The organism is Staphylococcus sp. HMSC072H03, assembly GCF_001809305.1.
GTDB classification, from domain to species: Bacteria; Bacillota; Bacilli; order Staphylococcales; family Staphylococcaceae; genus Staphylococcus; species Staphylococcus hominis.
In genome coordinates, this window is the sequence record NZ_KV796914.1 from 143,814 (window position 1) to 169,011 (window position 25,198).

Here is a 25,198-nt window from a genome sequence, read left to right on the forward strand (position 1 = left end):
AGCTATCTATGTATTTATGATAGCGTTTTAAATAATTATTTCAATACTTATTTTAAGTAAATAAAAAAAGGACAAAAACCGATTGATTTTTGTCCCTTTTTATTATCTGTTTCCTACATCTTGTCCAACTTCCACTGTTCTATCTTGCTTGTTATAAACCGCACCTTGAACACTACCAAAGTTAGGATCGTTACGTTTTTCTTCTACACCAAAACCTAGACTTTTGAAAATATTGACATCATTATCATCCATAGCATTTTCATAGAAGATTGTTCCACCATCATTATAAAAACGTGGCTTATTAATAGATTCTTGTAACGTCCCATTTCCTCTTAAATAATCTACAATGACTTCATTAAGAATCGTTGGAATTTTATTTCCTCCAGGCGAACCAATACCCATATAGAAGTCGGGTCCAACAATAATAGTAGGTGACGTATAAGAACGTGGTGCTTTATGTTTCTCACCATAGTTTGGACTGTTTGGATCTGTTGAAAAGTTTGTTAGCGAGTTGTTCATATAAAAACCTTCTTTAACATATTTACCTGTTCCAAAGAAGCTTGATAATGTATTTGTAGTACTTGCTAACTTACCGTTCTTATCAATCACTACAAAGTGTGTTGTACTTGTGTTATCAATACGTTGTGTATTGAAGTCACTACCTTGTTCGTCAAAATTGATACCGTTAATCTTATCTAATAAATAATCTTGAGACAAGTAGGTATTGCTACTAGATTCTTTGCCATTAACAATATCTCTATTTCGATACATAATATCACGAGATTTGACAATCCCTGTAATATAATCTGTACGATCATTTGCAGAATTTACGCTTTCATCAATCTTCAAACCTTGTTCCATTAAGATTCCACCTAATGGGTTAGATGCAGCATAAACAGTATTGTTTAAATATTTTGTACTAATAGGTTTCTTTTCTTCTGTCTTTACTTGTTTAAAATCCTCTTCAGTGAGTTGATTTTTTAATTGTTTAGATAAACTTTTTCCAATATGATTATAAAAATAATCCGGTCCTTTATCTCGAATTTTCTTTAAAGTATTTGCTAAAGCAGGTTGTTTTACAATTGCACCTTCACGAACTGTACGCTTGCCTTTAAAGAAGGGAGAGTTTCGATCAATGTCAGAACCAAATAATTTCAAGCTACGTTCTAACTCTGAATCTACTTCAAAGCCATCTTCAGCTAATGGAATGACATAGTTTAAGATTTTTTTCTCATCCATTTTACCTTCTTTTTCATGCATATCATGTAAACCGCGTACAAAACCGGGTGTCCCTATTTTATCTCCCTTTTTGTAATTAAATGAAGATGTTGTTTTATATTCATACATGCGAGGTTCTTCACCATTTTTACCATCGTATGTAAGTGTAGCGCCGCCACCACCTAATCCAGATGAATGAGGTTCTGTTACTGCAAGCGCGTAAGCGACACCTTCCGCTGCGTCAACTGCATTACCACCATCTTCAATAATTTTATTACCTACACGTGTTGCGATAGCATTGTTTGAAGCGACACCATACGTTTTTTGCTCATCAGAGGTTGCTGATTTACGGTTAGCAATCTTGTTTTCATATAGATCATCTTTATCAAGTTTATCTTCTTTATTAAAAAAATAAAATATAAATGAGATTAAAATTGTAATCACTAAAATGACTGATAGTGTCACTTTATTATAGATATTCATACTACTTGGCCCCTTTAGATAAATATTGCTCCGTGGCTTTATTTAATTCATTTTTTTCGTAATTATCGAGACCTTCATTTGCTCTAGCAAATGTAACCATTAATAAAATAGCAATAATAATGAGTGTTGTAACAATAGGTAACCAATGTTGTTTAATATTCAAAAGAATACCCCCCATTCTTTTCTTTCAGATGAATTGTTTTATCTTTAATATTATTGTAATAACGTTGTGACTCCATACTATTCATATGATCTTTTGTTAATTTTCCATCTGCAGAGCGAACAGGTGTAATTTGAAATTGATGATGCTGACCATCCCAATCATGTTGAACAACTATACTTTTTTGATTTTTTGATAGAAAATCAGCAGAGGTTAAATTTCCTAAACTATAAAAAATACTAGCATGTTTATATTTCTCAATACTTTGTATAACTGTATTATGGCCAATGATTACATCTGCACCTGCATCAACTAATGCATGGGCATAAGCTTTTTGGCGATCTGTTACATTACGTTCGTTAGGAATCCCCCAATCTACGTTCACAACTACAAGATCATTGTTTTCCTTTAAGTTTTTAATTAATGGTACAAAAATTTTGGGATCTAAGCTAATAGATGTCGTATTTTTTAAAGGATCTTCATAATACGATTCAATATCTGTGAACGAAACATTAGCGACTTTTTTATTTTTAACTTTTTGTTGCACTGTTTTACTATTAATTGGATTCGAACCATTTCCAGTTAAAAAATTATAATCTGTTTGTGCTTCAACTTTTTTGGATAAATCTTGCGCTTGTACATTATCTATAGTGCTATTAATTAAATTGATACTTTTAATATTTTGTTTTTTTAAAAACATAATGTTTTCTATGTTTTTGTTTATATTTTCTTTAGGATTTTTAGAAAATTGGTTCACATATAAAGAAGCTGTGGAAAAATCACTTTGTTGTAATGGCTGTCTTAAACTTTTAAAAACATCATTTAAATTGACTTTTCTGATGTCATTATTCAAAGTGATATTTCCTAAATATGTATTTCTAATACTATTACCCGAATGTGGCATCGCCTCTACAGGTTCAACTTTAACAGCTCGAATAGCAAAAATTAGAAGTACTACTGTGATAACTAAGACAATAAACGTATACAAAAAGTTTCTTCGTTTATGTCGTTTCGATTGCTTAAGTAACCATTCGCTCGCTGATAATCGTTTTTTCTTTTTCATTATTATGCGCTCCTCGCTCGCGATTAATTAATAAAGCTATATAAGAACAAGATGACATAAGTAATACATGTTAATAACATTGTCGTAGCTAATGTAATTACAACACCTTGTTTTTGAATGGTATTGGCAATAATACCAGGAATAACAACTCCGATACCTGAAACCTCTACAACTTCAAATGGAGTGAGTGGATAAATTAAATCAAAAACAAATTTTAGAACCATACCAGTTAAAATCATCGCTGCAAATTTACGTCTACCATAAAGAATGACCCATCTACTAATACCAAACGTAACAATAAAATAAGTGAGACAACTAATGACCAACACAGATAGTAACATAATGGGTTGATCAAAAATAAGTGCTAAATAACCAGGTACAACAAGACCTGCGGGATTAATCCCAAATTTTTCTGCAAAAATTAAACTTAATACAATACCAACAAATAGGGAAAAGTATAATTCCGAACCTATCATTTTATTCTATCCCTTCTATAAATTCTGCTATTTTTCCACCTGGACCATGAATATTTCCAACACAAAATATGAGTGCCTGATGTGATTCACTAAGAATCGCTTTTTCTATATCTGAAAAATCATGATTTTCAAGGTTTATGTATGTTTTTTCAGGTAGATGTTGCATTAAATCTGTAACCATTTGCGTGCTTTTTCCTGTACAAATTAAGGTATCGAATTCGACGTCCTCAATAAAATTCTCAACGAACTGTCGCGTTCGATCCACCCTGTCAGAACGACAGTTAAGAATCACTACTTTTTTTGTATAAGGATAATCGTATGATTCTACTTTATTTAATATCGCTTTCGTAGACTGAGGCTCATTAGCAGCAAACGCATTAACAAATACATTTTTTGTGTTATTTGCATTAAAATATTTAATTTCAACCGCTCCTGGATCAGGAGGTGCATTTAACATGCCGCGCAGTGCAACGTCTTTTTCAACTCCTACAGCTTGCGCTACACCTAAAGCGATAGCGACATTATCAGGAAATACTAAATAATTAAATTTCCTTAAGTATGATTCAGGTATATCATTTTTATCTACAACAATAAGTTCAGTTTTACGTTTTTTAGCTTCCTTAGCAAAAAAGTCTGTAAACTCATCCTTCATGACTACTAATTTTCCATTTCGGGGAATCGTTGCAGTAAATGCTTGAGCAATATCTTGAAGTGTCGGCCCTAATACGTCCATATGGTCTTCCATAACATTGACAATGACACCAATATTCGCTTTTACTAAATCTTCTTGAAAGACAATTTGATAATCTGGATTCACTGCCATACATTCATTAACAAGCGCATTGCCTTTTTGCTTAACTACTTTTTGCACAATGTCTCTTTGTTCTCCTATGTTGGCGCCTTGCGGTTTTCTAAGGACAGGATATTCTTTCTCTGTAAACCAATACAACATTCTGGCATCAGTGCCTGTTGTTTTACCAATGACATGATATTGATCTTCTCGCAAAATACTATAAATCATTCTTGTAATAGTTGATTTACCACGAATACCATTAATATTTATTCGTAGAGGAATCTTATTTAAACGGTGTGTATGTCGCTTTTTCTCTCTAATTCCTAGAAATAATATCAAAGCGATACAAATGATAATGAGAATCAAACTGAAGTCCCTCTCTTTAAACATATTTTTTCTTTCATTTAATATTATCTTAATGAATGCGTTAAACACTTTAATAAGGGTATGCTATCATCTTAATATTTAGTCAGTTTTAAAAATGTAAATATTCAGTTAAAAATAGTATAAAATTATAAAAAAGTTAATAGAATATCAATATTTTCTCGAATAAATTATTGATTATTTCAAATTAATATCGACAAATTTAATTACCTTACATTTATTAATAGTAAATCGATAAATATTTACTTCTTATTTACATTTACTTAAAACTCTCATGTTAGTTTATAAGTAAACATTGCTATGACTCTAGGAGGACATAAATGGATAAATCTATGGCTAAACCTGTTAAAATTGCAGTTGGCATTTATCTTTCTTTAGTTTTACTGGCTTGTTCTAGTTATCTCATCTTTATTTTGATTGGCAGTCTACAAGGAAATGACATGAGTAATTCTGTATTAGATACTGATCATCGTTATATCAACAACAGTTCTCAATCTTCTCACGAGACAATCAATAAAAACAAATCACCACATTCGACTTCAAATTTTACTGAAATAGAAAAAGAAGATGCCCTATCTTCACATAACGATACTATTAATACTGAATATAAAGAAACAGATACTAACTCTAGAGAATAATACAAGTTAGTATCTGTTTTTATGTTTATATAAAATGCGAATTAATATGTTACTTACTGCTAGACTATTAATAAGTGACATGTTTTTATTGAATTTTGCTGAAATTTTACAACCTAAACATTCGATTTTCAATGCATTTCAAATTCTTAGAATGATATTCATTTTACTCATTATTTTATTATTATCTTTTTAAAAAAACAGCCTAGTCATATGTGCTATCATAGATGTTTTATTCTTTATTCGAGTGCTTTTAAAAATAACACCAATGTTCAAACTAGTATTTAATCTTTTCCCATTATATTTTTCAGTTGTGTAAAGAACTTTTGACGTTCTGGTAATGGGAAAATAGGATAAATATGGAATAAGTTATAACCAGGTGTAAAATCATGTTCAATTCCTTTATCATTTAACATTTTAGAGAGCTTTAATGCATCTGGATATAACGTTTCTTTTGTGCCTATAAAAATAGATATACGACCAAGACCCTCTAAATCTCCGTTAATTGGCGATATTTTATAGTCTTCTATTGGCGTATCACCAGACCATAATTGAATGAAATATTTACTTCCTTCAATTCCTAGCATAGGATCTACTTTTTCATATTTTTTAGCTTCAGGATTATTAAATGTTGCATCAAGAACTGGAGACAGCATCACAATATGTCCTGGTTGTGGTAATTGTGTTTCTTTTTTAAGATATTGTGCAAATGATAAAGCGATTTGACCGCCTGCTGAATCTCCCATTATCGTCATATGTTGCGGATTTTCAACTTCCAATATTTCTTTTTGATAAATATTTTTTAGTAATTCAAATGTTGTTCGATAGTCTCTGTGAGGTACTTTAGGATAAACAGGCATAATCACTCGTGCATCCAATTCTCCTGCAAGTTGATCAATAAAATCAAAATGATTATCTAATGGATCTTGGAACCAAGCACCACCATGAATGTAAAGCACAACATCTTGATGAGGTTCTCTTTTATCATTAACAATATATGTGACAGATCCATTAATACTTCTAGTATGCGCACGATGTTTAAATTCATAATCCGTCCCATCATATTTACCAGCTGTTAAAGGTTTAACTTCCTCTAATGCTTTTTTAGCATCATTCGTATTTTCAAATGTTTTTTTCATTCCAGACATACGAATATATTTTTCAGTAATAAAGCTTTGATAACTGCGTTTTTCTTTTACTTTAATGTAAGCTAAAGTTCCAAGAATTGCAGATGTCGCTACGGTTAATAATCGTTTTTTCATCTTTTGACCTCCTATACTCTATATTATTATATACCTCAGAGTCGTTATATTTTAGTAAATCGCTTATTCAACTTTTAAATATTTAAAAAAGTAGTGATAAGTGCTATTCTAAATATAATTATCAGAATTTTTATTCTATTTTAGAAAGTAGGTTATGCTGAATGAAAAGAAATAAAATTGTGCTGATTGGTAGTGGATTCGTAGGTTCTGCGTTTGCACATGCAGTTGTAGCTAAAGGACTAGTCGATGAACTAGCTATTATTGATATTGATGAAGATAAAGCAAAAGCAGATGTATGGGATTTAAATCATGCTACACCTTTTGGTGATAAGTTTGTAGATGTACATCTTGGTTCGTATAGTGATTGTAGTGATGCTGATATCGTCGTGATCTGTGCAAGTGCAAAATTAGATAAAGGTGACACACGTTTAAAATTATTAGAAGATAATGTGAATATCTTTGTGCCTATGATTCAAAAAGTCATTGCTCATGGTTTCGATGGTTATTTTGTACTTCCATCTAATCCAGTCGATATTATGAGTTATGTTATAAAACGTGTGTCTCAATTTCCTAAGAATAAAATTATTGGATCAGGAACTTCATTAGATACAGCTCGCTTCGAATTTTTCTTAAGTCGCACGTTTGATGTGGCACCACAAAATGTCTATGCGCCTGTTATTGGCGAACACGGCGATTCTCAAGTAGCTGTTTGGTCTCATGCTCAAATTGCCGGTGAACCTGTCCTTGATTTACTGAATAAAGGAGTAGACCAAACCACGTTCAAACAATCTATCGCTTCGCAAACCACTCAAGTGGGATATGATATTTACGTTCGAAAAGGTACTACAAACTTTGGTATATCATTAAGTTTAGTACGTATTGTAGAAGCTATTTTATTTAATAAAAATGTGATTATGAATGTTTCAAGTTATCTTGAAGGTGAATATGGACTAAATGACCTTTATATTGGAACGCCAACAGTGATTAACGGTAATGGTGCTGATCGTGTCATTGAACTGAAATTGGAAGAAGATGAACTTACTCGTTTCAAACAATCAAGTCATATTATTTTAGAGCATCAACAACGTGCTGATGCTCTCATTGAATCAATTTTAAATAAATAGTAATAAAAGAGCCTAAACACAACAATTCATTTATCGTGTTTAGGCTTTCTTAACTTATTTTAAACTCTCATGCATTAAACTTAATTGGTGCTCAAAATCTTGCATATCAATAAAACGCGCTTGTCGATGCATTTCTTTTCCGTCCAAAAATATTAAATCCACTGGAACAGTAAATATAGATAGTTCTCCCGCAATAGCTTCTACATTAGATTGATTGATAACAGCAAAATGGACTTTAGAATAATCATTGACGATATCTTCAATTTGTGGCAATACCGCATGACATACTGAACAATGATTCCGCATAACATGAATCACTACTAATCGATGCGTTTGAATAAATTGATGAAATTGTTCTATACTTTCAATATTTTTAGTCATATTTTCACCTACTTATTTAATTTAACGGTCTCGTTCTCTTATACATACTTATTTTACGATGTTACACTTATTTTTTCATCTAAATCCTCTTGTTAAATACGTTCAACAATAGTTCAATGATTTTCTCTTCAAAATAGAATACATCTTATTAAATTAATGTTATAATGTTTGTGAAATAATTCACAATTTATATTGGAGGAATCAACATGAAAGCTTACATCTATGAAAAACCTGGCGTAGCTAAGCTCGTCGATAAAGAAAAACCAGTTGTTACGGAAAGTACTGACGCTATTATTAGAATGGTCAAAACAACAATTTGTGGTACTGACTTACATATTATTAAAGGAGACACACCTGAAGTTCCTCAATATACTACATTAGGTCACGAAGGTATTGGTATTGTTGAATCTGTTGGTTCGAATGTCAATAACTTCAAAGTCGGCGATAAAGTCATTGTGTCTTGTATCTCATCTTGTGGCAAATGTTATTACTGTAAAAAAGGTATCTATGCTCATTGTGAAAATGGAGGTGGATGGATATTAGGTCATCTTGTTGATGGTACGCAAGCAGAATATGTGAAAGTCCCTTTTGCAGATAATTCTTTATATCATGCTCCTACTTCTTTACCTGATGAAGCACTCGTGATGCTTTCAGATATTTTACCGACTGGTTATGAAATTGGTGTATTAAAAGGAAAAGTAAAACCTGGTAGCACTGTTGCTATTGTAGGTGCTGGACCAGTTGGATTAGCTTCTTTATTAACTGCTCAATTCTACTCACCTTCAAAAATAATTATGATTGATTTAGATGATCATCGTTTAGCTACAGCCAAAAAATTTGGAGCGACTCATACAATTAATTCTAGTCATGTGAATGAAGCAATTAAACAAATCAAAGATATCAATCATCGTGGCGTCGATGTTGCTATTGAAGCAGTTGGTATTCCAGCAACATTTGATTTATGTCAAAAGTTGATTGGCGTCGATGGAACAATTGCTAATGTTGGTGTTCACGGCTTACCCGTTCAATTTGATATCGAAAAATTATGGATTAAAAATATCAACGTTACAACTGGTTTAGTTTCTGCTAATACCACTGAAGAATTGTTGGAAGCACTCAAATCTAAAATCATTCAACCTGAACAACTCGTGACACATTATAGTAAATTAAGCGAAATTGAAAATGCTTATGACTTATTTAGAAATGCTACAGATCATAAAGCAATCAAATTATTAATTGAGAATGATATAACTAAATAATGTTGTGTATTAAATAAAAAATAAAAGAGAAAGATTTCTTTTTGAATTCGTCGCCCTACTATAGCAAAGAGAACTAGCATTGAAAACCTTAAGACAACACCTTTTCAATTCAGTCATCGACCGCCAATACATTAAAAATGCCTGAGACACATATGATGTCCCAGGCTTGTTTTATTATTTAATTGTCATAATACGCTTACCAGGATCTACTGAATCAACATCATCGAATGTTAATGTTTTATCATCTTGATTTGTAATAATCACTGGTGTGACAACACTTGGCGCATGTTCTTTTAAGTATGCTAAATTAATCTTCATTAATGGTTGACCTTGTGTAACAGGTTCATTGACATCAACTAAACTTTCGAAGCCTTCACCATTCAATTTCACTGTATCGATACCAATATGAATTAATACTTCAATTCCTGTATCAGATTCTAAACCGATGGCATGTTTCGTTGGGAAAATCGTTTTAACTGTACCATCAAATGGTGCTACAATTTCGCCTTTTTCAGGAACAAATCCAATACCGTCACCCATCATTTTTTCTGAGAATACTTTATCTGGTACTTCAGATAATGGGATGATATGACCCGTACCTGGTGCATAGATATCCGTTTCTTTTACCTCTTCCAACTGTACTGGCTCATCTGATGTATCTTCAGTCACAGTGGTTTCACTAGGTTTTGTGATGTCTCCATTCATAATGCGTGCCATATCATGTTTAATTTGATCTGATTTAGGACCAAAAATAGCTTGCATATTATTTCCTACTTCAAGCACCCCTGAAGCACCAAGAGCTTTTAGTCCTTCAACGTCTACTTTAGACTTATCATTGACTTCAACACGTAAACGTGTAATACAAGCATCTAAATGCTTGATATTTTCTTTACCGCCCATTGCATCTAACACATCAAAAGGTAATTTACTTGCAGATGTATTAGCTACAGAGGCTTGTTTATCTTCACGACCTGGCGTTTTAAAGTTGAATTTAACAATTAAGAATCTAAATACAACATAATAAATAACAGCGTAAACTAATCCTACTGGAATCACTAACCACCATGGTGTTTTATTTGGAAGAATACCTAATAAAACAAAATCTATGAATCCTCCAGAGAATGTATATCCTAGATGTAAATGTAGTAGATAAAGTGTTAAAAATGATAATCCATCAAGTACTGCATGAATAAAGAATAATAATGGTGCTACGAATAAGAATGAAAATTCTAACGGTTCAGTAATACCAGTTAAGAATGATGTTAAAGCTGCTGATAACATCAAACCTCCAACTACCTTTTTATTCTCAGGTTTAGCTGTTTGATAAATTGCTAATGCTGCTGCTGGTAATCCAAACATCATAACAGGAAATTCACCTTGCATGAATTTACCTGAAGTTAAATGAACACCTTCACGTATTTGCTCAATAAAAATACGTTGATCTCCTCGAATAATTTCTCCAGCTGCATTTTTCCAAGAACCAAATTCAAACCAGAATGGCGCATGGAAAATATGATGTAAACCAAATGGAATAAGTAATCGTTTAATAAATCCAAATAAGAATACTGCCAATCCAGTATTAGATTCTAACAAACCTGTACTAAATGCATTTAATCCATTTTGAATGAATGGCCAAATCCAAGCCATTGGGAAAGCTAAAATAAACGATGTCGTTGCCATCATAATCGGCACAAAACGTTTACCCGCAAAGAACCCTAAATACGATGGTAAGGAAATATTATAAAATTTGTTATAACACCAAGCTGCTAGAGCCCCTATAATAATCCCACCAAACACTCCAGTTTGAAGTGTAGGTATGCCTAAAACATTTGCGAATCCTTTAGATGGGTCTTCCAATTGTGCTGGCGTAACATTTAAGAATGCTCCCATTGTTTTATTCATAATAATAAATCCGACAAAAGCTGCAATGGCTGCTACACCATCTCCACCTGCTAGTCCTATTGCTACACCGAGTGCAAAAATGATAGGTAAGTTATCAAAAATAATACCACCAGCACCTGTCATCATGTTAGCAATATTTTGAATTACTCCATTTTTAATAAATGGAAGATAATGCTGTAATGCTTCACCTTGAAAAGCTGTTCCAATTGCTAGTAATAATCCAGCTGCAGGCAAAATTGCCACAGGTAACATCAATGCTTTACCAATACGTTGCAATTGTCCAAATAGCTTTTTAAACATTTTGATTCAATCCTTTCAATATATCTTTTTTACGCATTAAAAAAGCATGACCAAATAAGCCCATCATTTATGACAAAAATAATGATAGCTTATCTGCTCATGCCTAATCGAATAGTAACACGCAGTTCTTTTTTAACAATTTAATTATACCTATAATATAAAGCGTTTTCAATATCTTTTTTACTAATATTTTACATTTTTTTAATTTAAATATTCATAAAAAAACACTGACAAAAGCATTACTTTCGTCAGTGTTTCGAATCTATGTCTTATAAGAAACGTTTAGCAGCTACAGAGATTGGTGGTACTTTATCGAAGTCAAATTCTTTGTCTTCTGTGATAGATCTGTAAGCCCATTTACCATAACCATATGCTTCTTCGTTAACGATTTGACCTGGTAATGGCGCAGCGTTTGGATCAACATGTACATCAACAACAGTTGGTACATTTTCATTTAATGCTGCTTCAACAATTTCATCAATACGGTTAGGGTCTTTTAATACATAACCTTTACCACCAGCAGCTTCAGCGAATTTAGCATGATCCATATCAGAGAAGTCGATGGCATATTCTAATTCACCAGCAGCTTGTTGTTCATATTTGATGAATGATAATTGTTTGTTATTTAATACGAAAATTGTCATTGGTAAATCGTATTGAACAGCAGTTGCGAAGTCTTGCATTACCATTTGGAATGCACCGTCACCAGTAATTGCAATTGCTTGACGACCTGGGTAAGCAATATTAGAAGCAAGAGCACCTGGAAGACCGCAACCCATTGTACCTAACCATGCTGAGATAATAAATTTATTATTAACATTTAAGTCTAAGTAACGTGTACCCCAAACAGTTGAAGTACCAACATCGATTGAGTATACAGCGTCATCTTTACTGTAATCATTGATAGCTTTCATTAAACGTTCTGGACGAATTGGAGCACTTGTATTATTCATGTCTTTTTCCATCCATTTATCCCATACAGCTTTACGTTTTAACGTTTTGTCTAAGAATGAACGATGAGGTACTGGTTTGATTGCTTCAGTTAATTGATGGAATGCTAATTTAACGTCACCAACAATACCAACATTAATATCGAAACGTTCACCAATTACGTTTGGATTTGTGTCGATTTGAATCGCTTTAATATTTTTCTTAGGTAAGTAATTTGCATAAGGGAAGTTAGTACCAGCCATGATTAATAAATCAGCATCTTGAATAGTTTGGTAAGACGTTTTTGTACCAATTTTACCTAAGTTACCCACACTGTATGGATGTGAATCAGGTAAAACAGTTTTAGCTGGTAATGTATGAATTACAGGGATTTTAGCTGCTTCAATGAAGTCTTGTAATTCAGTTGAAGCATTTTTTGCACCTACCCCAACAAGCATAACTGGTTTTTTACTTTTGTTAATTAATTTAGCAGCTTTTTTAATGCTACGATAAGATGGTGTTGGTAACACTGGTCTAGACGTATCTACTGGACGATTTGTAGTGTCTTTAATTTTTTGAGTTAATAGATCATTTGGACAAATAATAACTGCTACACCATTTTTTTCATATGCAGTACGAATCGCTTCGTTTGTAATTTCAAATAAGTCATCACCTTTTTGAACTTGATGATGGAATACTGCTACGTCGTCAACCATTTTAGAAATGTTAGTTTCTTGGAAGAATTTTGTACCTAATAATGTACTATTCGTTTGACCTGTAATAATAAGTTGAGGTACACGGTCCATTTTAGCGTCATACATACCATTTAATAAGTGAACAACCCCAGGTCCACCAATACTTAAAGCTACACCGATTTTACCTGTTAACTTTGTATATGCTGCAGCTGATAAGCTTGCAACTTCTTCATGACGTACATGATAAAATTTGAAAGTATCTCTAACTGTTCTTAAATTATCTACTACTGCATCAACTGAGTCACCTGGAATACCCCATAAGTGATCAATATCCCAAGCTTGTAATGCTTTAACTAATGCTTCATTTGCTTTAATCTTCGCCATTGATTAAATAGCCCCTTTCCTAAATATACAATTTGTTTCTGTATTCCCTTTAGTAAAACAACTTAATCATAATTGGAATAAGAATTGAACTAATAACTGCTGTTAAAATCATTCCAATTGAGCTAAATGCGCCAGATTCGATGTCGTGTTCTAACGCTTTTGCAGTTCCAAAAGCATGTGATGCATTTCCATATGTTAAACCTCTCGCGATTGATGTTTTAAATTGACCAACCTTAAGTAGCATTGAACCCATCATACTACCTATCAATCCAGTAGTAATGATAAACAGTACTGTAATCGTATCTGTACCTCCAAGTTCTTGAGAGACTTCAATTCCTACAGCAGCTGTAATTGATCTAGGTAGTATAGTTACGATTGTTTCTTCTGAGTAACCTAATAACTTTAACGAACTAAACACTAACACAAAATTCAATATCACGCCAGCCATGACGCTTGAAAAAATGACCCCAATATTTTCTACAATCTTATCTTTATTTTTATAAAGTGGATAAGCAAGACATACAACAGTGGCATTTAATAGATGGTTAATCCATTGACCGCCAATCATGTAATCGTGATAGTTTTGACGTGTTAAAAGTAAAACAATAATTATTCCAAGTGAACCGATTAATGCTGGATTCAATAATGGGTTATTATATTTACGTTGTAATATTTGAGCAAGTTTATACATTACAACAGTTAATAATATCATTAAAACGCCTTTTAATATATCCATTTTTAATGATTTCCTTTCTTAGTATGAGGTTTTTTCTTAGACATTGTTTCAGCAATAAATCCAGAAACAAGTGCCACACAGCTTGTACCAATAATAATCAAGAGGAAGAAAATAATATAACTTGTAGTGATATTAGAAACAATATCCATAATTCCTACAACTGAAGGAATAAAGAAGAAGACCATTGTGGTTAATAAGAAGTCGGCTCCTTTAGAAACCCATTCAACGCGAATAATTTGAAAATGTAATAAAATATAAAATAATATCATACCGATAATACTTCCTGCTAATGGTATATGTAGCCATTTTTGTAGCAGTGAACCTATAATACTAATCGCTACCACCAATACGATTTGAAGAATAATCTCTATAATATTTAATGCTTTTTTCAAAACGACTGACCTCCATAAATTTGTCGAATTTGTTACAGCGATTTTTTAGTCTATATTCAAAATTATAATCTATATTGACAGATTATAAAAATATTGATTTTATATATAACTTATAGTTATTTTCTATGGAACCGTTTTAAAAATAAAAAATAGTGAGAGAACCTACGTTAAGGTTTTTCACTATTTATAAAAATGAACCGTTTACTTGTTTTCCAATCTCTCAGTCATAAATTTTATCCATTTAGACGTTGCATAACTTAAAAGTTTATCTTTTTTCCAAATTGCTCCAAGTTCCCAGCTCATACCTGAGTCTTCAATTTTTATACTTTTAATCTCATCTTTTAACATCTTGGCAATATGTTCTGGTAAAATACTAACGCCTAATCGTGCTATTACTAAATATTCAATGAAATTCCATTGTGATACATTGGACACTGTATTTGGGATAAAACCAGCATTTTTTGCAGCAGCTATAATTTTATCATTAAGATAAAAGTCCTCATTGAATAATATAAAATCTTCATTTTTCAAGTCAGCCATAGTAACAGATGAACGCTTAGCTAACTGGTGTTCTTCACTCACTATAAGTCTTAAATCTTCACTATATAAAGACACATAATCAAATGTGTTCTCATCTATAGGAATGGTCGTAATACCAATGTCTATTTGATCGTTAACCAAACGATTTTCAATCGATTTACCCCCACTTTCATTAAGACTATAGGTAACGTTTGGATATAATTTATGAAACTCCGCTAAAATATTAATAAATTGTTGCATATCCATCACTGCTGACATTCCAATATTAATATGGCCTGTTTCTAAACCAAGCAAGCCATTAATTTCATTTGGAATATTATCATATAATGCTAAAATCTCTTCACATTTTTTATAAAACACTTTTCCTGCATCTGTAAGAACTAAATAACGCTTTTGTCGATCGAATAAAGGCATGTCTAATTCATTTTCAATATCTTTTATTGCTTTACTTATAGTTGGTTGAGCAATATATAAAGATTTAGAAGCATTCGTCATACCACCTTGATTCACAACTTCCATAAAATATTTCATATGCTTGATATCCAATTGCTCACCTTCTTAAAAAATTCTTTTTTTATTATACATTATTTTTGTAAGAAAAATGTAAATTCATTAGATTTTGAATTCATTCGATAACTTACTCAAATATGTATACTTTATGGAAAAATAATATTTATAAATAAATTATTTTTCATATAAACAAAACTATATTTTCAAATTACAAAAAATGTTATAATCAAAATCGGCTCAAACGAATATGAGGTGATGAATTGAGCTTTTACGAATTTATGCAAAATTTTATAGGCGATGACACACCATTAGGTGAATTGGTAAATTGGATTAATCAAGATAACACTTTTCCTAAAGACGTGAAGAGCCAAAACGAAATATTGCTATATTTTCGAACAAATCCGTGTCTTGAAAACATACCGGTGACTAGTGTTAAAAGAGCATTAGCTGTTTTTAACCAATTCACAGATGTATGATTTCAACAAAATGTAGTTATACATTACATGGAAGTATCATCTCACTAAGGCGCCCTTGTGGCGTCTTTTTTATGCACAAATTTAGCTACAATATATTACGTATATTTCAAAAGTATTACAGTTATTTGTATAATTCATTTCTTATATTGTATTACAACTTTTTAAATAATATTATTATTTTAGATTTTAAATTATTTAATTTTTGAGGAGAACTTAATGAAAATTAAAACATTCATTTTACGTCTAATATTAGCTACGACAATTATTTTTACTGGCACTTATACATATCAAAATGTTGAACATACACATACTTCTAAAGCAGCTGGTTATAACTATTATAATAAATATCAATGTACTTGGTGGGCATATAAACGCCGTGTTCAATTAGGTAAACCTGTTTCAAATCAATGGGGCAATGCAAAAAACTGGTACTATAGAGCTCAACGTGCTGGTTATAGAACAGGACATAAGCCTAAACGCTATGCTATTATGCAATCAACTGCAGGATATTACGGTCATGTTGCCATCGTTGAACGTGTTTACAGTAATGGAAAGATTCTTGTTTCAGAATATAATTATAACCGTCCACTAGCATACAGTACGCGTTATATTAGTGCATCTGCTGCGCGTAATTACAATTACATTTATTAATTGACACAACATAATAAGCCATGAAAGTTTAGTGATGGAATCTCTTCCATTTCTAAATTCTCATGGCTTATTTTTAAGATTGGCGTATTGATTTTAAAATGCGTTCAGCCGCTTCAGTATTCGCTTTAGGTTCTTGTTTGAGTTGCTCAGCAACTTTTGAAATTTCTTCACCTTTAGCGCCTACAACAATCGCTAATGATTTATATTGCAAACTCATATGTCCTTTTTGAATACCTTCTGAAACAAGGGCTCTACAAGCTGAAAAGTTCTGTGCTAAACCTACTGCAGCTACTACATGTCCTAATTCTCTAGCAGACTCAACGTTGAGTAAGTCTAAAGACGCTTTCGCAACTGGTAATACTTTCGTTCCTCCGCCAACAATGGCTAAAGTCATCGGTACTTCAATTGTGCCCACAAGACGTCCTCGGGCTTCATCATATTTCCACGTAGCAATACCTCTATACTGACCATCGCGTGCTGCATAAGCATGCGCACTTGCTTCAGCACCTCGTGTATCATTACCTGTAGCTAGAACAACGGCATGAATTCCATTCATGACTCCTTTGTTATGTGTTGCTGCCCGATGAATATCGACTTGTGCAAGCACTGACGCACGTTCCATTCTCTTAGCTACTTCTTCACCAGAATAATCGCCGCGATTTAAATCATTGATATCAATCTCACCTTCTACCCTTACAACAGAAGACGTTGCATGATTAGATAAGATACTCATTAATATCTCTTGATCTGTTAACTCATTTTTTAGATAGGCTGTCACTGCTTCTAAAATGGTATTAAGCATATTTGCACCCATCGCATCTTTAGTATCAACAAATACTTTAAGAGACAATAACTGTTCATTAGGAAATGCATCTATGTCAATACCACGATAACCACCTCCACGATGGATGATAGAAGGATAGGCTTCATCTGCAATACGTTTAATTTGGTTTTCTTGTTTTTGAATACGTTGTGTTAAGTCTTCTGTATCTTTAACATCATCAAATACGATTTGTCCGATCATCAAGCGTTCACTTTTTATCGTTTTAAATCCTCCAGTTTGGTTAACAAGTTTCGATCCATAACTCGCAGCAGCAACAACTGATGGCTCTTCAACCATCATAGGTACCACATATTCTTTCTCATCTACAATAATTTTAGGTAATAATCCAACTGGTAATGTACCTTGGCCAATGACATTTTCGATGAGACTGTTTGCCACTTCCTCATCAATAACTGGATTGCTTAATAATGTTTGATAATTCGTTTTATCTAACCACCCGTAGTCTACTAATTGTTTTAATTTATCTTCTCTTGATAAATGACGAAAGTTTTTATCTAAACTTTTCATATTAATGTACTCCCTTTTCAATCATTAAAGCAATACCTAGTCCTCCGCCAATACAAGCTGTTGCGATACCTGTATGTTGATGTTCTTGTTCTAGAGCATTCACAAGTGTTGTAACAAGACGTGCACCACTTGCACCAATAGGATGTCCTAGCGCAATGGCACCACCATAAATATTTAAAATGTTATCAGGTATTTTTAAATGATCCTTAACAGGTATACTTTGAGCTGCAAATGCTTCAGTCATTTCTATAATATCAATATCATTAATGTGTTGATGTGTTTTTTCTAATAATTTTTCTACTGCATAAAAAGGTGCATACCCCATGTATTGTGGATCGCAACCTACTTCAGCGTAATCGCCTACTATGCCAAGAATTTCAAATCCATGTTCTTTTGCAAATGTTGCTTCCATTAAAATAAGGGCAGATGATCCATCATTAATACTTGAAGCATTACCACCAGTGACTGTTCCATTCTCTTTAAATATTGTTTTCAAAGTAGATAATTTTTCGACACTACTATTTGGTCTTATACCTTCATCAGAAGTCATCTCATTACCTTCAGCGTCTGTCATTTTTATAATTTCATTATCAAATTTACCTTCTTCAACTGCCTTTGCAGCTTTAGCATGAGAATGGTTAGCAAACTCGTCTTGCATTTCACGTGTTACATGATATTTTTCGGCTATATTTTCTGCTGTGACACCCATTGGAACATAATGGAAAGCATCCGTTAATCCATCATGCATAAAACTATCTACAGGATCTTCTCCGTCTTTTAAAATAAGTTTAGGTGCATTAGTCATACTTTCAACACCACCAACAGCAACGACTTTAGCTTCCCCTAACTGAATAAGTTGCTTCCCTAAAATAATTGCTTTCAGTCCTGAACCACATACTTCATTAATCGTCATCGCTGGAGTTGTATCAGGAATACCTGATTTAATAGCAATTTGTCGTGCAGAATTTTGTCCTATACCACTTTGTAAGACATTTCCGAAAATAACTTGTTCAATAAGAGCTGGATCGATATCAATTGATTCAATAGCTCCTTTTAAAGCTGTTGTACCTAGTTCAACAGCTGAATAATTTCTCAATTTCCCTTTATATCTGCCAATTGGCGTTCTTTTAGCACTTACAATAGCGATTTGTTTCATTCTTTATCTCCTTGCCTGTAATATATATATAATTGTATTTTAGTAATTTATTTTGGTAAAATACAGAGTATTGTATTGTTAAAATTAGACTATTCGAAAGGATGACATGCCTGTGAATATAGGTATCGATAAAATCAATTTTTATGTCCCTAAATACTATGTAGACATGGCGAAGCTTGCAGAAGCTCGTCAAGTTGATCCAAACAAATTTTTAATTGGGATTGGACAAACACAAATGGCAGTAAGTCCAGTATCTCAAGATATTGTATCAATGGGAGCCAATGCTGCTAAAGATATTATAACAGAAGATGATAAAAAACATATTGGAATGGTTATCGTTGCTACTGAATCTGCTATCGACAACGCTAAAGCTGCAGCAGTTCAAATTCATCATTTATTAAATATCCAACCTTTTGCACGTTGTTTTGAAATGAAAGAAGCTTGCTATGCAGCTACACCTGCAATTCAACTTGCTAAAGATTATCTTGCAAACCGTCCTAACGAAAAAGTATTGGTCATTGCAAGTGATACAGCACGTTATGGTATCGAGTCAGGCGGTGAACCTACACAAGGTGCTGGTGCAGTGGCAATGTTAATTTCACATCAGCCTCGTATTTTACAATTAAACGATGATGCTGTTGCTTATACAGCAGATGTGTATGATTTCTGGAGACCGACTGGCCATAAATATCCACTTGTTGCAGGCGCGTTATCAAAAGACGCATATATTGAATCATTCCAAGAAAGTTGGAAAGAGTATGCACGTCGTGAAGATAAATCATTATCCGATTTTGAATCATTATGTTTCCACGTGCCTTTTACTAAAATGGGCAAAAAAGCATTAGATTCTATCATTAATGATACTGATGAAACGACTCAATCTCGATTAACGTCTGGTTATGAAGATGCTGTATACTATAATCGCTATGTAGGTAATATATATACTGGATCACTTTATTTAAGCTTAATTTCATTACTTGAAAACAGAACTTTAACTCCTGGGCAAACAATTGGATTTTTTAGTTATGGTTCTGGGTCTGTGGGAGAATTCTTTAGCGCCACAGTAGTGGAAGGTTTTGAACAACACTTAGATAAAAAAGCACATCAAGCTTTATTAAATGAACGTCAAGAAGTATCTGTAAAAGAATACGAATCATTCTTCAGACGTTTTGATGATTTATCTTTCGATCATGAGATTGAAAACGTAGAAAACGATAAAAATATCTTTTATTTAGAAAACATTGAAGATGATATTAGATATTATCATTCTCCTGAATAATGTATATCACTCAGATATTAAAAAAGATGGGACGACGAACTCAAAATGAATTCGTCATCCCATCTCCCCAACACATTATAAACGCCTAAGACAACGAATTATGTCTTAGGCGCCTTTTATTTATGGTTTAGTTGTGTATAATGGTCGATATAATTGACTCATATTCACATTTTCAATTTCTAACAATTTAATTTTATTATCAATTGTTCCACCATATCCTGTTAAACTACCATCTTTTCCTACAACGCGATGACAAGGAATGATGATAGAAATTGGATTTTTTCCTACCGCTCCACCTACAGCTTGTGCAGACATTTTTGGTTTGTTTAATAATTGACCGATATGTTTGGCAATCGTTCCGTAAGTAGTAAGCTCTCCATATGGAATCGTATTAAGATAAGCCCATACTTCTTGTTGAAAAGGTGTACCATGAGGTTGTAAAGGAAAATCAATCTCTGGATTATTTCCTAAGAAATAGTCATCAAGCCATCGTTTTACTTTTTTAAAAATATATAATTCATGATTTGTAGGAAAACGTAAATGTGTGTATTGATATAAATATTCTAATTGCGTCACTACTTCTCCGTCTGTAATGATTTCTAAATTACCTACTGGAGATTGATAAAGCATTGAATAAGACATATAGCTTCCTCCTTACTCTATTGTATTGTAATAAAAAATAAGAAGCGAGACTGAATTCATTTGAATTCCTCTTCTCGCTCCCATTAATCCATTCTGACACATTTATTAATAACTTTTTAATACTAAGTTTATTTTAATAACACAATAATTCTTAATTGAAGTTATATAATTCATAACCTTTATCTTTAGCATATTCTAATGCTAAAATTTCTAATATATTGATAAACGCTGGCTCATCTTTCACATTTACATATTGGAATTTTAATCCATAATCTTCAGCTGTGATTGATTTAATATCGTCTTCGCTTACACCTTTTTGTTGAGCTAAGCCTTTTTTAAATTTTGTTGTGCCTACACCAGATTTTAAGTTATATTGTCCCATTTTATTAAATAAGTCTTTCGTAATAGGTTGATAACCTGTTGAATATCCTCCAGTTTGACCTACAAATATTGGTGTTTTTTTATCAAAAATAACATATACACCAAATTTATCTTGAACTTTTTCACGATCTTGTTTACTAAATGATAAAGCATTATTTTTGTCATACTTAAATAATTTTTTAAGTTGCTTTTTATTATCTTCTTTAATTTGATCTAATCTTTTACTACCTTTCATATTATACCATCCTCCAGTATAGAGTATTTTTATCTTTTATCGAATTAACATTGAATCATTCTATAAAGAATACTATTTTTCTATAATTTTTTAATTTTTATTTATAATTCTAATTAATTTCTTTAAATTTTGTATACCCTATTCATCCTAGTTAAAACTTTTCTATATTGTAAATTATTTAATGCTAAACATAAAAAATCATTTCTTTTATTAAATTATAATTTATTAGTTATTCTCTATTTATTTATAGATATTTCTATTCTATAATCATATATTATGTATCTCTATATAAATATTTTATAGTTTACATGTTAGGGGAGAAAGACATGAATGATAAAGATTTAAGAGTGATAAAGACTAAGAAAGCGTTAACGAGTAGTTTATATGCTTTACTAGAAATAGAACCCTTCTCTTCTATTACAGTTCATAAAATTTGTGAAAATGCTGGTATTCATCGTACTACATTTTATAAACACTTTTATGATAAATATGAACTACTCGTCTATTTACTTGAAGTCATTGGAAAAAATTACTTTGCAATTGATATTAAGGAACGTATTAATCGTCCGTTTCAAGTTTTGTCTAATTCATTAAATCGTGAAACATTGTCTAGAATCGAATACATGCAAGAAGAAGATAATGAATACAACAAAGTTAGAAATCAGTTTCTTATAGATATTATCAAAAATGATTTTTATGAAAATATGGATCGGATAGCACTTGAAGAAACCATTCCTAAAAGCTTAGTTTTCTATGTTTTTGGTTCAATTATAGATGGTTTTTTAGAGTGGCAAAAAAATGAGAAGACAACACTTACACCTAAAGAAATGGATGAAATTTTTCATAAATTAGTTAATATTAAAACGATTAATTAATGATCAAACAATCGTTATATCGTTTTAGTAAATAAAACCCGTCGAATTAATTCAACGGGTTTTATTTATTATTAATTATTGTTTTTTATATGATTTAATTTTAATTCATTTAACTCGCTAGATGCATTAATATCACAACTACAATCTGTATCACAACCACCACATTTTCCTTGAGTAGAGCGATTAAAGAATTTATATAATGTATACGCAGCGTAACCAAAAATAGCAACAAAAATGATTACGTTTATTAATAAAGTCATTGTCATCATCCTTATATAAATAGTTTTGTTATTTGATAAAATGCAAATGTTAATATATACGCTGTAAAAATTGGATAAATTAATGCTGTAAGTGTCCATTTCCATGATGTTGTTTCTTTACGAATTGTTGCAACAGTTGAAATACATGGCACATATAATAATATAAAAATCATAAAGGCATAGGCAGATAAAGGTGTGAACTGTTGTTGAATGACATTCACTAAACCACCTTCACTAGAAGAATACAGGATAGCCATAGAACTTACAATGACTTCTTTGGCTAAGAATCCTGGAATTAACGTAGCGCCTGCTTGCCAACTACCAAATCCTAATGGAGCAATTAGATGTCCAAAGAATTCTCCAATACTATGCATGAAGCTTTCATCAATCTGTACATTCACCCCATGAGGACCGATGTAACTCAATGCCCAAATGACTACAGAACCACCAAAAATAAATGTACCTGCTTTTTTAACAAATCCTTTTGCTTTTTCCCAAGTACTTCTCCATAACGTTTTAACTGATGGCACTCTATATGTAGGTAGTTCTACAATAAATACGGAATTCTCACTTTTAAGAATAAACTTGTTAAGTAATGTACTTACAATTAATGCCACTACAATTCCTAATACATATAAACTTAGCACTACAAGAGATTGATACTTTTCAAAAAATACTCCTACAAAAATAGCATATACTGGCAATCGCGCCGAACATGACATGAAAGGTGCAATTAAAATAGTGATGAGTCTTTCTTTTTCATTTTCAATACTCCGTGTTGCCATAATACTAGGTACATTACAACCAAATCCAATAATCATTGGAATAAATGATTTACCACTTAATCCTATTGATTCCATTGTTCTATCCATTAAAACTGCAATTCGTGCCATATATCCTGAATCTTCTAAAAGTGAAATAAAGAAGAATAATACAATAATTTGTGGCACAAATACTAAGACTGAACCTACTCCAGCTACAATACCATCTGTAATCAAATTCTGTAGAAATGGCGCAACATGTATATAATGCATGCCTGCCTTTAACCAGTCTGTGAGCGGTCCGCTAAAGAAAGCATCGAGCTGATCTGATAATGGTGTTCCTATCCAAGTAAAGGTCGTTTGAAAAATCAGCCACATAATGACTAGAAATATTGGAATACCTAAGTATCTATTCATTATTATTTTATCGAGTTTTTCAGTTAAAAATTGCTGTTCTTCATTCGGATATTCAACGACACCATCTAATAGACGATCAATGTATTGATTTCGAATTATTTCAATATGTTGTCGTATTGATATATCTAAGTGTTGACTTAACTTCTCTTTAATAGGTTCAATTTGTTCGGAAATGACTGAAGGTAGTTCTCGCTCGATTTCCGGATTGTCTAATAAATACTGAATTGCTATAAAGCGTAAACGTTTTGAAGGATATTCTGTATGTGCTTGAATGATAGAAGTCATTTGCTTAATCGCATCTTCAGTTTCTTTACCATAACTGATTTTGAAGTTACGTTTTTCTTTTGGATTTAAAAAAGACAATTCATTTAGCAATTCCTCCGTACCTTTTCCTTTACGAGCAACAATGGGAAATACAGGTACTTTCAGTTTTCTCATTAGACCTTCATATTTAATTTTAATACCTCTTTGCGTTGCCACATCTACCATATTTAATCCAATGATAATAGGTTCATTTAATTCCATTAATTGTATTGTAAGTTGAAGGTTTCTCTTTAATTGACTGGCATCAATAATGTTAATCATACCTGTAAATGTATTTGTCATCAGATAGTCTGTGACGATTGTTTCATCTTTAGAAATAGGTGATAAATCATAAATACCCGGTAAATCGATTAAATTGCCAATATCTTTCTTTAATTGTCCAACTTTCTTTTCAACTGTAACGCCACTCCAGTTTCCAATGTATTCATACGAACCGGTTAGTGCATTAAACAATGATGTCTTTCCTACATTTGGATGACCTAATATACAGAAGCTTTCGTGCATAGGCTTACTCCTCTAACATAATTAAACGTGCATCACGTTGACGAATGCTTACACATTGGCCATTAATTTCAACAACACTTGGTCCATTTAACAAGCACTTTTGTTTAATACTGATTTTACTACCTACATTTAAGCCAAAGGCACCTAAACGATATAGCATATTTTTATTTTGAATATCAATTTGTTTAACTACATACTTTTTATCTTTTGATGCAGTGCTTACATTTATCATTCCAGTCACACTTTCTATTTGTAATTA

26 protein-coding genes are annotated in these 25,198 nt (G+C 32.1%); 7 read left to right on the top strand and 19 right to left on the bottom strand.

The genetic code is table 11. From position 1 onward, the window contains the following. Positions 1-102: 102 nt before the first annotated feature. The 5 genes from HMPREF2578_RS09470 to pgsB are packed head-to-tail and all read right to left on the bottom strand — an operon-like array spanning position 103 to position 4,559. On the bottom strand, positions 103-1,701 hold the full coding sequence (locus tag HMPREF2578_RS09470; protein WP_017175059.1) for a gamma-glutamyltransferase: 1,599 nt from the start codon (positions 1,699-1,701) through the stop codon (positions 103-105). Position 1,702: 1 nt separating this feature from the next. Continuing rightward, positions 1,703-1,864, bottom strand: coding sequence for a hypothetical protein (locus HMPREF2578_RS11190; RefSeq protein ID WP_002488200.1), 162 nt, complete (start codon positions 1,862-1,864; stop codon positions 1,703-1,705). Then, positions 1,854-2,924: a CapA family protein gene (locus HMPREF2578_RS09475; RefSeq protein ID WP_017175060.1), complete on the bottom strand. Its 1,071-nt coding sequence runs from the start codon at positions 2,922-2,924 to the stop codon at positions 1,854-1,856. The genes HMPREF2578_RS11190 and HMPREF2578_RS09475 overlap by 11 nt, the downstream gene beginning before the upstream one ends. 23 nt (positions 2,925-2,947) lie before the next feature. Then, complete coding sequence (gene pgsC, locus HMPREF2578_RS09480) at positions 2,948-3,400, bottom strand: poly-gamma-glutamate biosynthesis protein PgsC (RefSeq protein WP_017175061.1); 453 nt, start codon at positions 3,398-3,400, stop codon at positions 2,948-2,950. Between the two features lies 1 nt (position 3,401). Beyond that, positions 3,402-4,559: a poly-gamma-glutamate synthase PgsB gene (pgsB, locus tag HMPREF2578_RS09485; RefSeq protein ID WP_017175062.1), complete on the bottom strand. Its 1,158-nt coding sequence runs from the start codon at positions 4,557-4,559 to the stop codon at positions 3,402-3,404. Positions 4,560-4,909: 350 nt separating this feature from the next. On the opposite strand from pgsB, the gene HMPREF2578_RS09490 reads away from it, so the two are divergent. Further along, positions 4,910-5,215 carry a hypothetical protein gene (locus HMPREF2578_RS09490; RefSeq protein WP_048762467.1) on the top strand — a complete coding sequence of 102 codons (306 nt, stop codon included), beginning with the start codon at positions 4,910-4,912 and terminating at the stop codon, positions 5,213-5,215. A 281-nt stretch (positions 5,216-5,496) separates the two neighbouring features. Here the strand turns inward: HMPREF2578_RS09490 and HMPREF2578_RS09495 are convergent, their stop codons facing one another. Then, positions 5,497-6,474, bottom strand: a complete 978-nt coding sequence (locus tag HMPREF2578_RS09495; protein WP_048762244.1) for an alpha/beta hydrolase fold domain-containing protein — start codon at positions 6,472-6,474, stop codon at positions 5,497-5,499. Positions 6,475-6,635: 161 nt separating this feature from the next. Here HMPREF2578_RS09495 and HMPREF2578_RS09500 point away from each other — a divergent pair, with 161 nt between their 5' ends. Beyond that, positions 6,636-7,598, top strand: a complete 963-nt coding sequence (locus HMPREF2578_RS09500; protein WP_017175065.1) for an L-lactate dehydrogenase — start codon at positions 6,636-6,638, stop codon at positions 7,596-7,598. A 54-nt stretch (positions 7,599-7,652) separates the two neighbouring features. Here HMPREF2578_RS09500 and HMPREF2578_RS09505 read toward each other — a convergent pair whose 3' ends face one another. Continuing rightward, complete coding sequence (locus HMPREF2578_RS09505; RefSeq protein ID WP_017175066.1) at positions 7,653-7,979, bottom strand: thioredoxin family protein; 327 nt, start codon at positions 7,977-7,979, stop codon at positions 7,653-7,655. Between the two features lie 206 nt (positions 7,980-8,185). On the opposite strand from HMPREF2578_RS09505, the gene HMPREF2578_RS09510 reads away from it, so the two are divergent. Then, positions 8,186-9,238, top strand: a complete 1,053-nt coding sequence (locus HMPREF2578_RS09510) for a zinc-dependent alcohol dehydrogenase family protein (protein ID WP_048762247.1) — start codon at positions 8,186-8,188, stop codon at positions 9,236-9,238. A gap of 174 nt (positions 9,239-9,412) precedes the next feature. Here the strand turns inward: HMPREF2578_RS09510 and ptsG are convergent, their stop codons facing one another. From ptsG to HMPREF2578_RS09535, 5 genes are all read right to left on the bottom strand, one after another. Continuing rightward, a complete protein-coding gene (gene ptsG / locus HMPREF2578_RS09515; RefSeq protein ID WP_017175068.1) occupies positions 9,413-11,440 on the bottom strand; it encodes a glucose-specific PTS transporter subunit IIBC in 2,028 nt (675 codons plus the stop codon). Between the two features lie 269 nt (positions 11,441-11,709). After that, positions 11,710-13,449: a pyruvate oxidase gene (locus HMPREF2578_RS09520; protein ID WP_048762249.1), complete on the bottom strand. Its 1,740-nt coding sequence runs from the start codon at positions 13,447-13,449 to the stop codon at positions 11,710-11,712. A 49-nt stretch (positions 13,450-13,498) separates the two neighbouring features. After that, entirely contained in the window at positions 13,499-14,185 is a 687-nt protein-coding gene (locus tag HMPREF2578_RS09525; protein ID WP_002449420.1) for an LrgB family protein, read from the bottom strand. A gap of 2 nt (positions 14,186-14,187) precedes the next feature. Further along, the gene (locus HMPREF2578_RS09530) at positions 14,188-14,577 is read right to left on the bottom strand and encodes a CidA/LrgA family protein (protein ID WP_017175070.1); all 390 of its coding nucleotides are present in this window, start codon (positions 14,575-14,577) and stop codon (positions 14,188-14,190) included. A 201-nt stretch (positions 14,578-14,778) separates the two neighbouring features. Beyond that, positions 14,779-15,663, bottom strand: a complete 885-nt coding sequence (locus tag HMPREF2578_RS09535) for a cidABC operon transcriptional activator CidR (RefSeq protein ID WP_017175071.1) — start codon at positions 15,661-15,663, stop codon at positions 14,779-14,781. A gap of 224 nt (positions 15,664-15,887) precedes the next feature. Here HMPREF2578_RS09535 and HMPREF2578_RS09540 point away from each other — a divergent pair, with 224 nt between their 5' ends. Together HMPREF2578_RS09540 and HMPREF2578_RS09545 are read left to right on the top strand one after the other, a co-directional pair. Further along, positions 15,888-16,103, top strand: coding sequence for a sterile alpha motif-like domain-containing protein (locus HMPREF2578_RS09540; protein WP_002454831.1), 216 nt, complete (start codon positions 15,888-15,890; stop codon positions 16,101-16,103). A 216-nt stretch (positions 16,104-16,319) separates the two neighbouring features. Continuing rightward, complete coding sequence (locus HMPREF2578_RS09545) at positions 16,320-16,754, top strand: CHAP domain-containing protein (protein ID WP_048762252.1); 435 nt, start codon at positions 16,320-16,322, stop codon at positions 16,752-16,754. A 73-nt stretch (positions 16,755-16,827) separates the two neighbouring features. Here the strand turns inward: HMPREF2578_RS09545 and HMPREF2578_RS09550 are convergent, their stop codons facing one another. After that, positions 16,828-18,105, bottom strand: coding sequence for a hydroxymethylglutaryl-CoA reductase, degradative (locus tag HMPREF2578_RS09550; RefSeq protein ID WP_019835141.1), 1,278 nt, complete (start codon positions 18,103-18,105; stop codon positions 16,828-16,830). 1 nt (position 18,106) lies between these two features. Beyond that, complete coding sequence (locus HMPREF2578_RS09555) at positions 18,107-19,261, bottom strand: thiolase family protein (protein WP_070508423.1); 1,155 nt, start codon at positions 19,259-19,261, stop codon at positions 18,107-18,109. A gap of 112 nt (positions 19,262-19,373) precedes the next feature. Between HMPREF2578_RS09555 and HMPREF2578_RS09560 the strand changes: the two genes are divergently transcribed. After that, a complete protein-coding gene (locus tag HMPREF2578_RS09560) occupies positions 19,374-20,540 on the top strand; it encodes a hydroxymethylglutaryl-CoA synthase (protein ID WP_048762255.1) in 1,167 nt (388 codons plus the stop codon). Between the two features lie 120 nt (positions 20,541-20,660). Here the strand turns inward: HMPREF2578_RS09560 and HMPREF2578_RS09565 are convergent, their stop codons facing one another. Then, entirely contained in the window at positions 20,661-21,182 is a 522-nt protein-coding gene (locus HMPREF2578_RS09565; RefSeq protein ID WP_017175076.1) for a methylated-DNA--[protein]-cysteine S-methyltransferase, read from the bottom strand. A 151-nt stretch (positions 21,183-21,333) separates the two neighbouring features. Continuing rightward, the gene (locus HMPREF2578_RS09570; RefSeq protein ID WP_017175077.1) at positions 21,334-21,798 is read right to left on the bottom strand and encodes a hypothetical protein; all 465 of its coding nucleotides are present in this window, start codon (positions 21,796-21,798) and stop codon (positions 21,334-21,336) included. A gap of 326 nt (positions 21,799-22,124) precedes the next feature. Here HMPREF2578_RS09570 and HMPREF2578_RS09575 point away from each other — a divergent pair, with 326 nt between their 5' ends. Beyond that, positions 22,125-22,673: a TetR/AcrR family transcriptional regulator gene (locus HMPREF2578_RS09575; protein WP_070508424.1), complete on the top strand. Its 549-nt coding sequence runs from the start codon at positions 22,125-22,127 to the stop codon at positions 22,671-22,673. A gap of 71 nt (positions 22,674-22,744) precedes the next feature. Here HMPREF2578_RS09575 and HMPREF2578_RS09580 read toward each other — a convergent pair whose 3' ends face one another. Genes HMPREF2578_RS09580 through HMPREF2578_RS09590 form a run of 3 tightly spaced genes read right to left on the bottom strand, consistent with a single transcriptional unit; the run spans position 22,745 to position 25,171 of the window. Then, complete coding sequence (locus HMPREF2578_RS09580) at positions 22,745-22,933, bottom strand: FeoB-associated Cys-rich membrane protein (RefSeq protein WP_017175079.1); 189 nt, start codon at positions 22,931-22,933, stop codon at positions 22,745-22,747. 11 nt (positions 22,934-22,944) lie between these two features. Next, on the bottom strand, positions 22,945-24,939 hold the full coding sequence (gene feoB / locus HMPREF2578_RS09585) for a ferrous iron transport protein B (protein WP_070508425.1): 1,995 nt from the start codon (positions 24,937-24,939) through the stop codon (positions 22,945-22,947). 4 nt (positions 24,940-24,943) lie between these two features. After that, positions 24,944-25,171: a FeoA family protein gene (locus HMPREF2578_RS09590; protein WP_002449375.1), complete on the bottom strand. Its 228-nt coding sequence runs from the start codon at positions 25,169-25,171 to the stop codon at positions 24,944-24,946. Positions 25,172-25,198: the final 27 nt, after the last annotated feature.

Excerpts from the sequence above, each read along its gene's own strand:
- HMPREF2578_RS09590 (WP_002449375.1), bottom strand. The coding sequence starts at position 25,171 with ATGATAAATGTAAGCACTGCATCAAAAGATAAAAAGTATGTAGTTAAA.
- HMPREF2578_RS09510 (WP_048762247.1), top strand. The coding sequence starts at position 8,186 with ATGAAAGCTTACATCTATGAAAAACCTGGCGTAGCTAAGCTCGTCGAT.
- HMPREF2578_RS09475 (WP_017175060.1), bottom strand. The coding sequence starts at position 2,924 with ATGAAAAAGAAAAAACGATTATCAGCGAGCGAATGGTTACTTAAGCAA.
- HMPREF2578_RS09575 (WP_070508424.1), top strand. The coding sequence starts at position 22,125 with ATGAATGATAAAGATTTAAGAGTGATAAAGACTAAGAAAGCGTTAACG.
- ptsG (WP_017175068.1), bottom strand. The coding sequence starts at position 11,440 with ATGTTTAAAAAGCTATTTGGACAATTGCAACGTATTGGTAAAGCATTG.
- HMPREF2578_RS09550 (WP_019835141.1), bottom strand. The coding sequence starts at position 18,105 with ATGAAAAGTTTAGATAAAAACTTTCGTCATTTATCAAGAGAAGATAAA.
- HMPREF2578_RS09490 (WP_048762467.1), top strand. The coding sequence starts at position 4,910 with ATGGCTAAACCTGTTAAAATTGCAGTTGGCATTTATCTTTCTTTAGTT.
- HMPREF2578_RS09555 (WP_070508423.1), bottom strand. The coding sequence starts at position 19,261 with ATGAAACAAATCGCTATTGTAAGTGCTAAAAGAACGCCAATTGGCAGA.
- HMPREF2578_RS09570 (WP_017175077.1), bottom strand. The coding sequence starts at position 21,798 with ATGAAAGGTAGTAAAAGATTAGATCAAATTAAAGAAGATAATAAAAAG.
- HMPREF2578_RS09580 (WP_017175079.1), bottom strand. The coding sequence starts at position 22,933 with ATGACTTTATTAATAAACGTAATCATTTTTGTTGCTATTTTTGGTTAC.
- pgsC (WP_017175061.1), bottom strand. The coding sequence starts at position 3,400 with ATGATAGGTTCGGAATTATACTTTTCCCTATTTGTTGGTATTGTATTA.
- HMPREF2578_RS09500 (WP_017175065.1), top strand. The coding sequence starts at position 6,636 with ATGAAAAGAAATAAAATTGTGCTGATTGGTAGTGGATTCGTAGGTTCT.
- HMPREF2578_RS09565 (WP_017175076.1), bottom strand. The coding sequence starts at position 21,182 with ATGTCTTATTCAATGCTTTATCAATCTCCAGTAGGTAATTTAGAAATC.
- HMPREF2578_RS09520 (WP_048762249.1), bottom strand. The coding sequence starts at position 13,449 with ATGGCGAAGATTAAAGCAAATGAAGCATTAGTTAAAGCATTACAAGCT.
- HMPREF2578_RS09470 (WP_017175059.1), bottom strand. The coding sequence starts at position 1,701 with ATGAATATCTATAATAAAGTGACACTATCAGTCATTTTAGTGATTACA.
- HMPREF2578_RS09495 (WP_048762244.1), bottom strand. The coding sequence starts at position 6,474 with ATGAAAAAACGATTATTAACCGTAGCGACATCTGCAATTCTTGGAACT.
- feoB (WP_070508425.1), bottom strand. The coding sequence starts at position 24,939 with ATGCACGAAAGCTTCTGTATATTAGGTCATCCAAATGTAGGAAAGACA.
- HMPREF2578_RS09505 (WP_017175066.1), bottom strand. The coding sequence starts at position 7,979 with ATGACTAAAAATATTGAAAGTATAGAACAATTTCATCAATTTATTCAA.
- HMPREF2578_RS09545 (WP_048762252.1), top strand. The coding sequence starts at position 16,320 with ATGAAAATTAAAACATTCATTTTACGTCTAATATTAGCTACGACAATT.
- HMPREF2578_RS09525 (WP_002449420.1), bottom strand. The coding sequence starts at position 14,185 with ATGGATATATTAAAAGGCGTTTTAATGATATTATTAACTGTTGTAATG.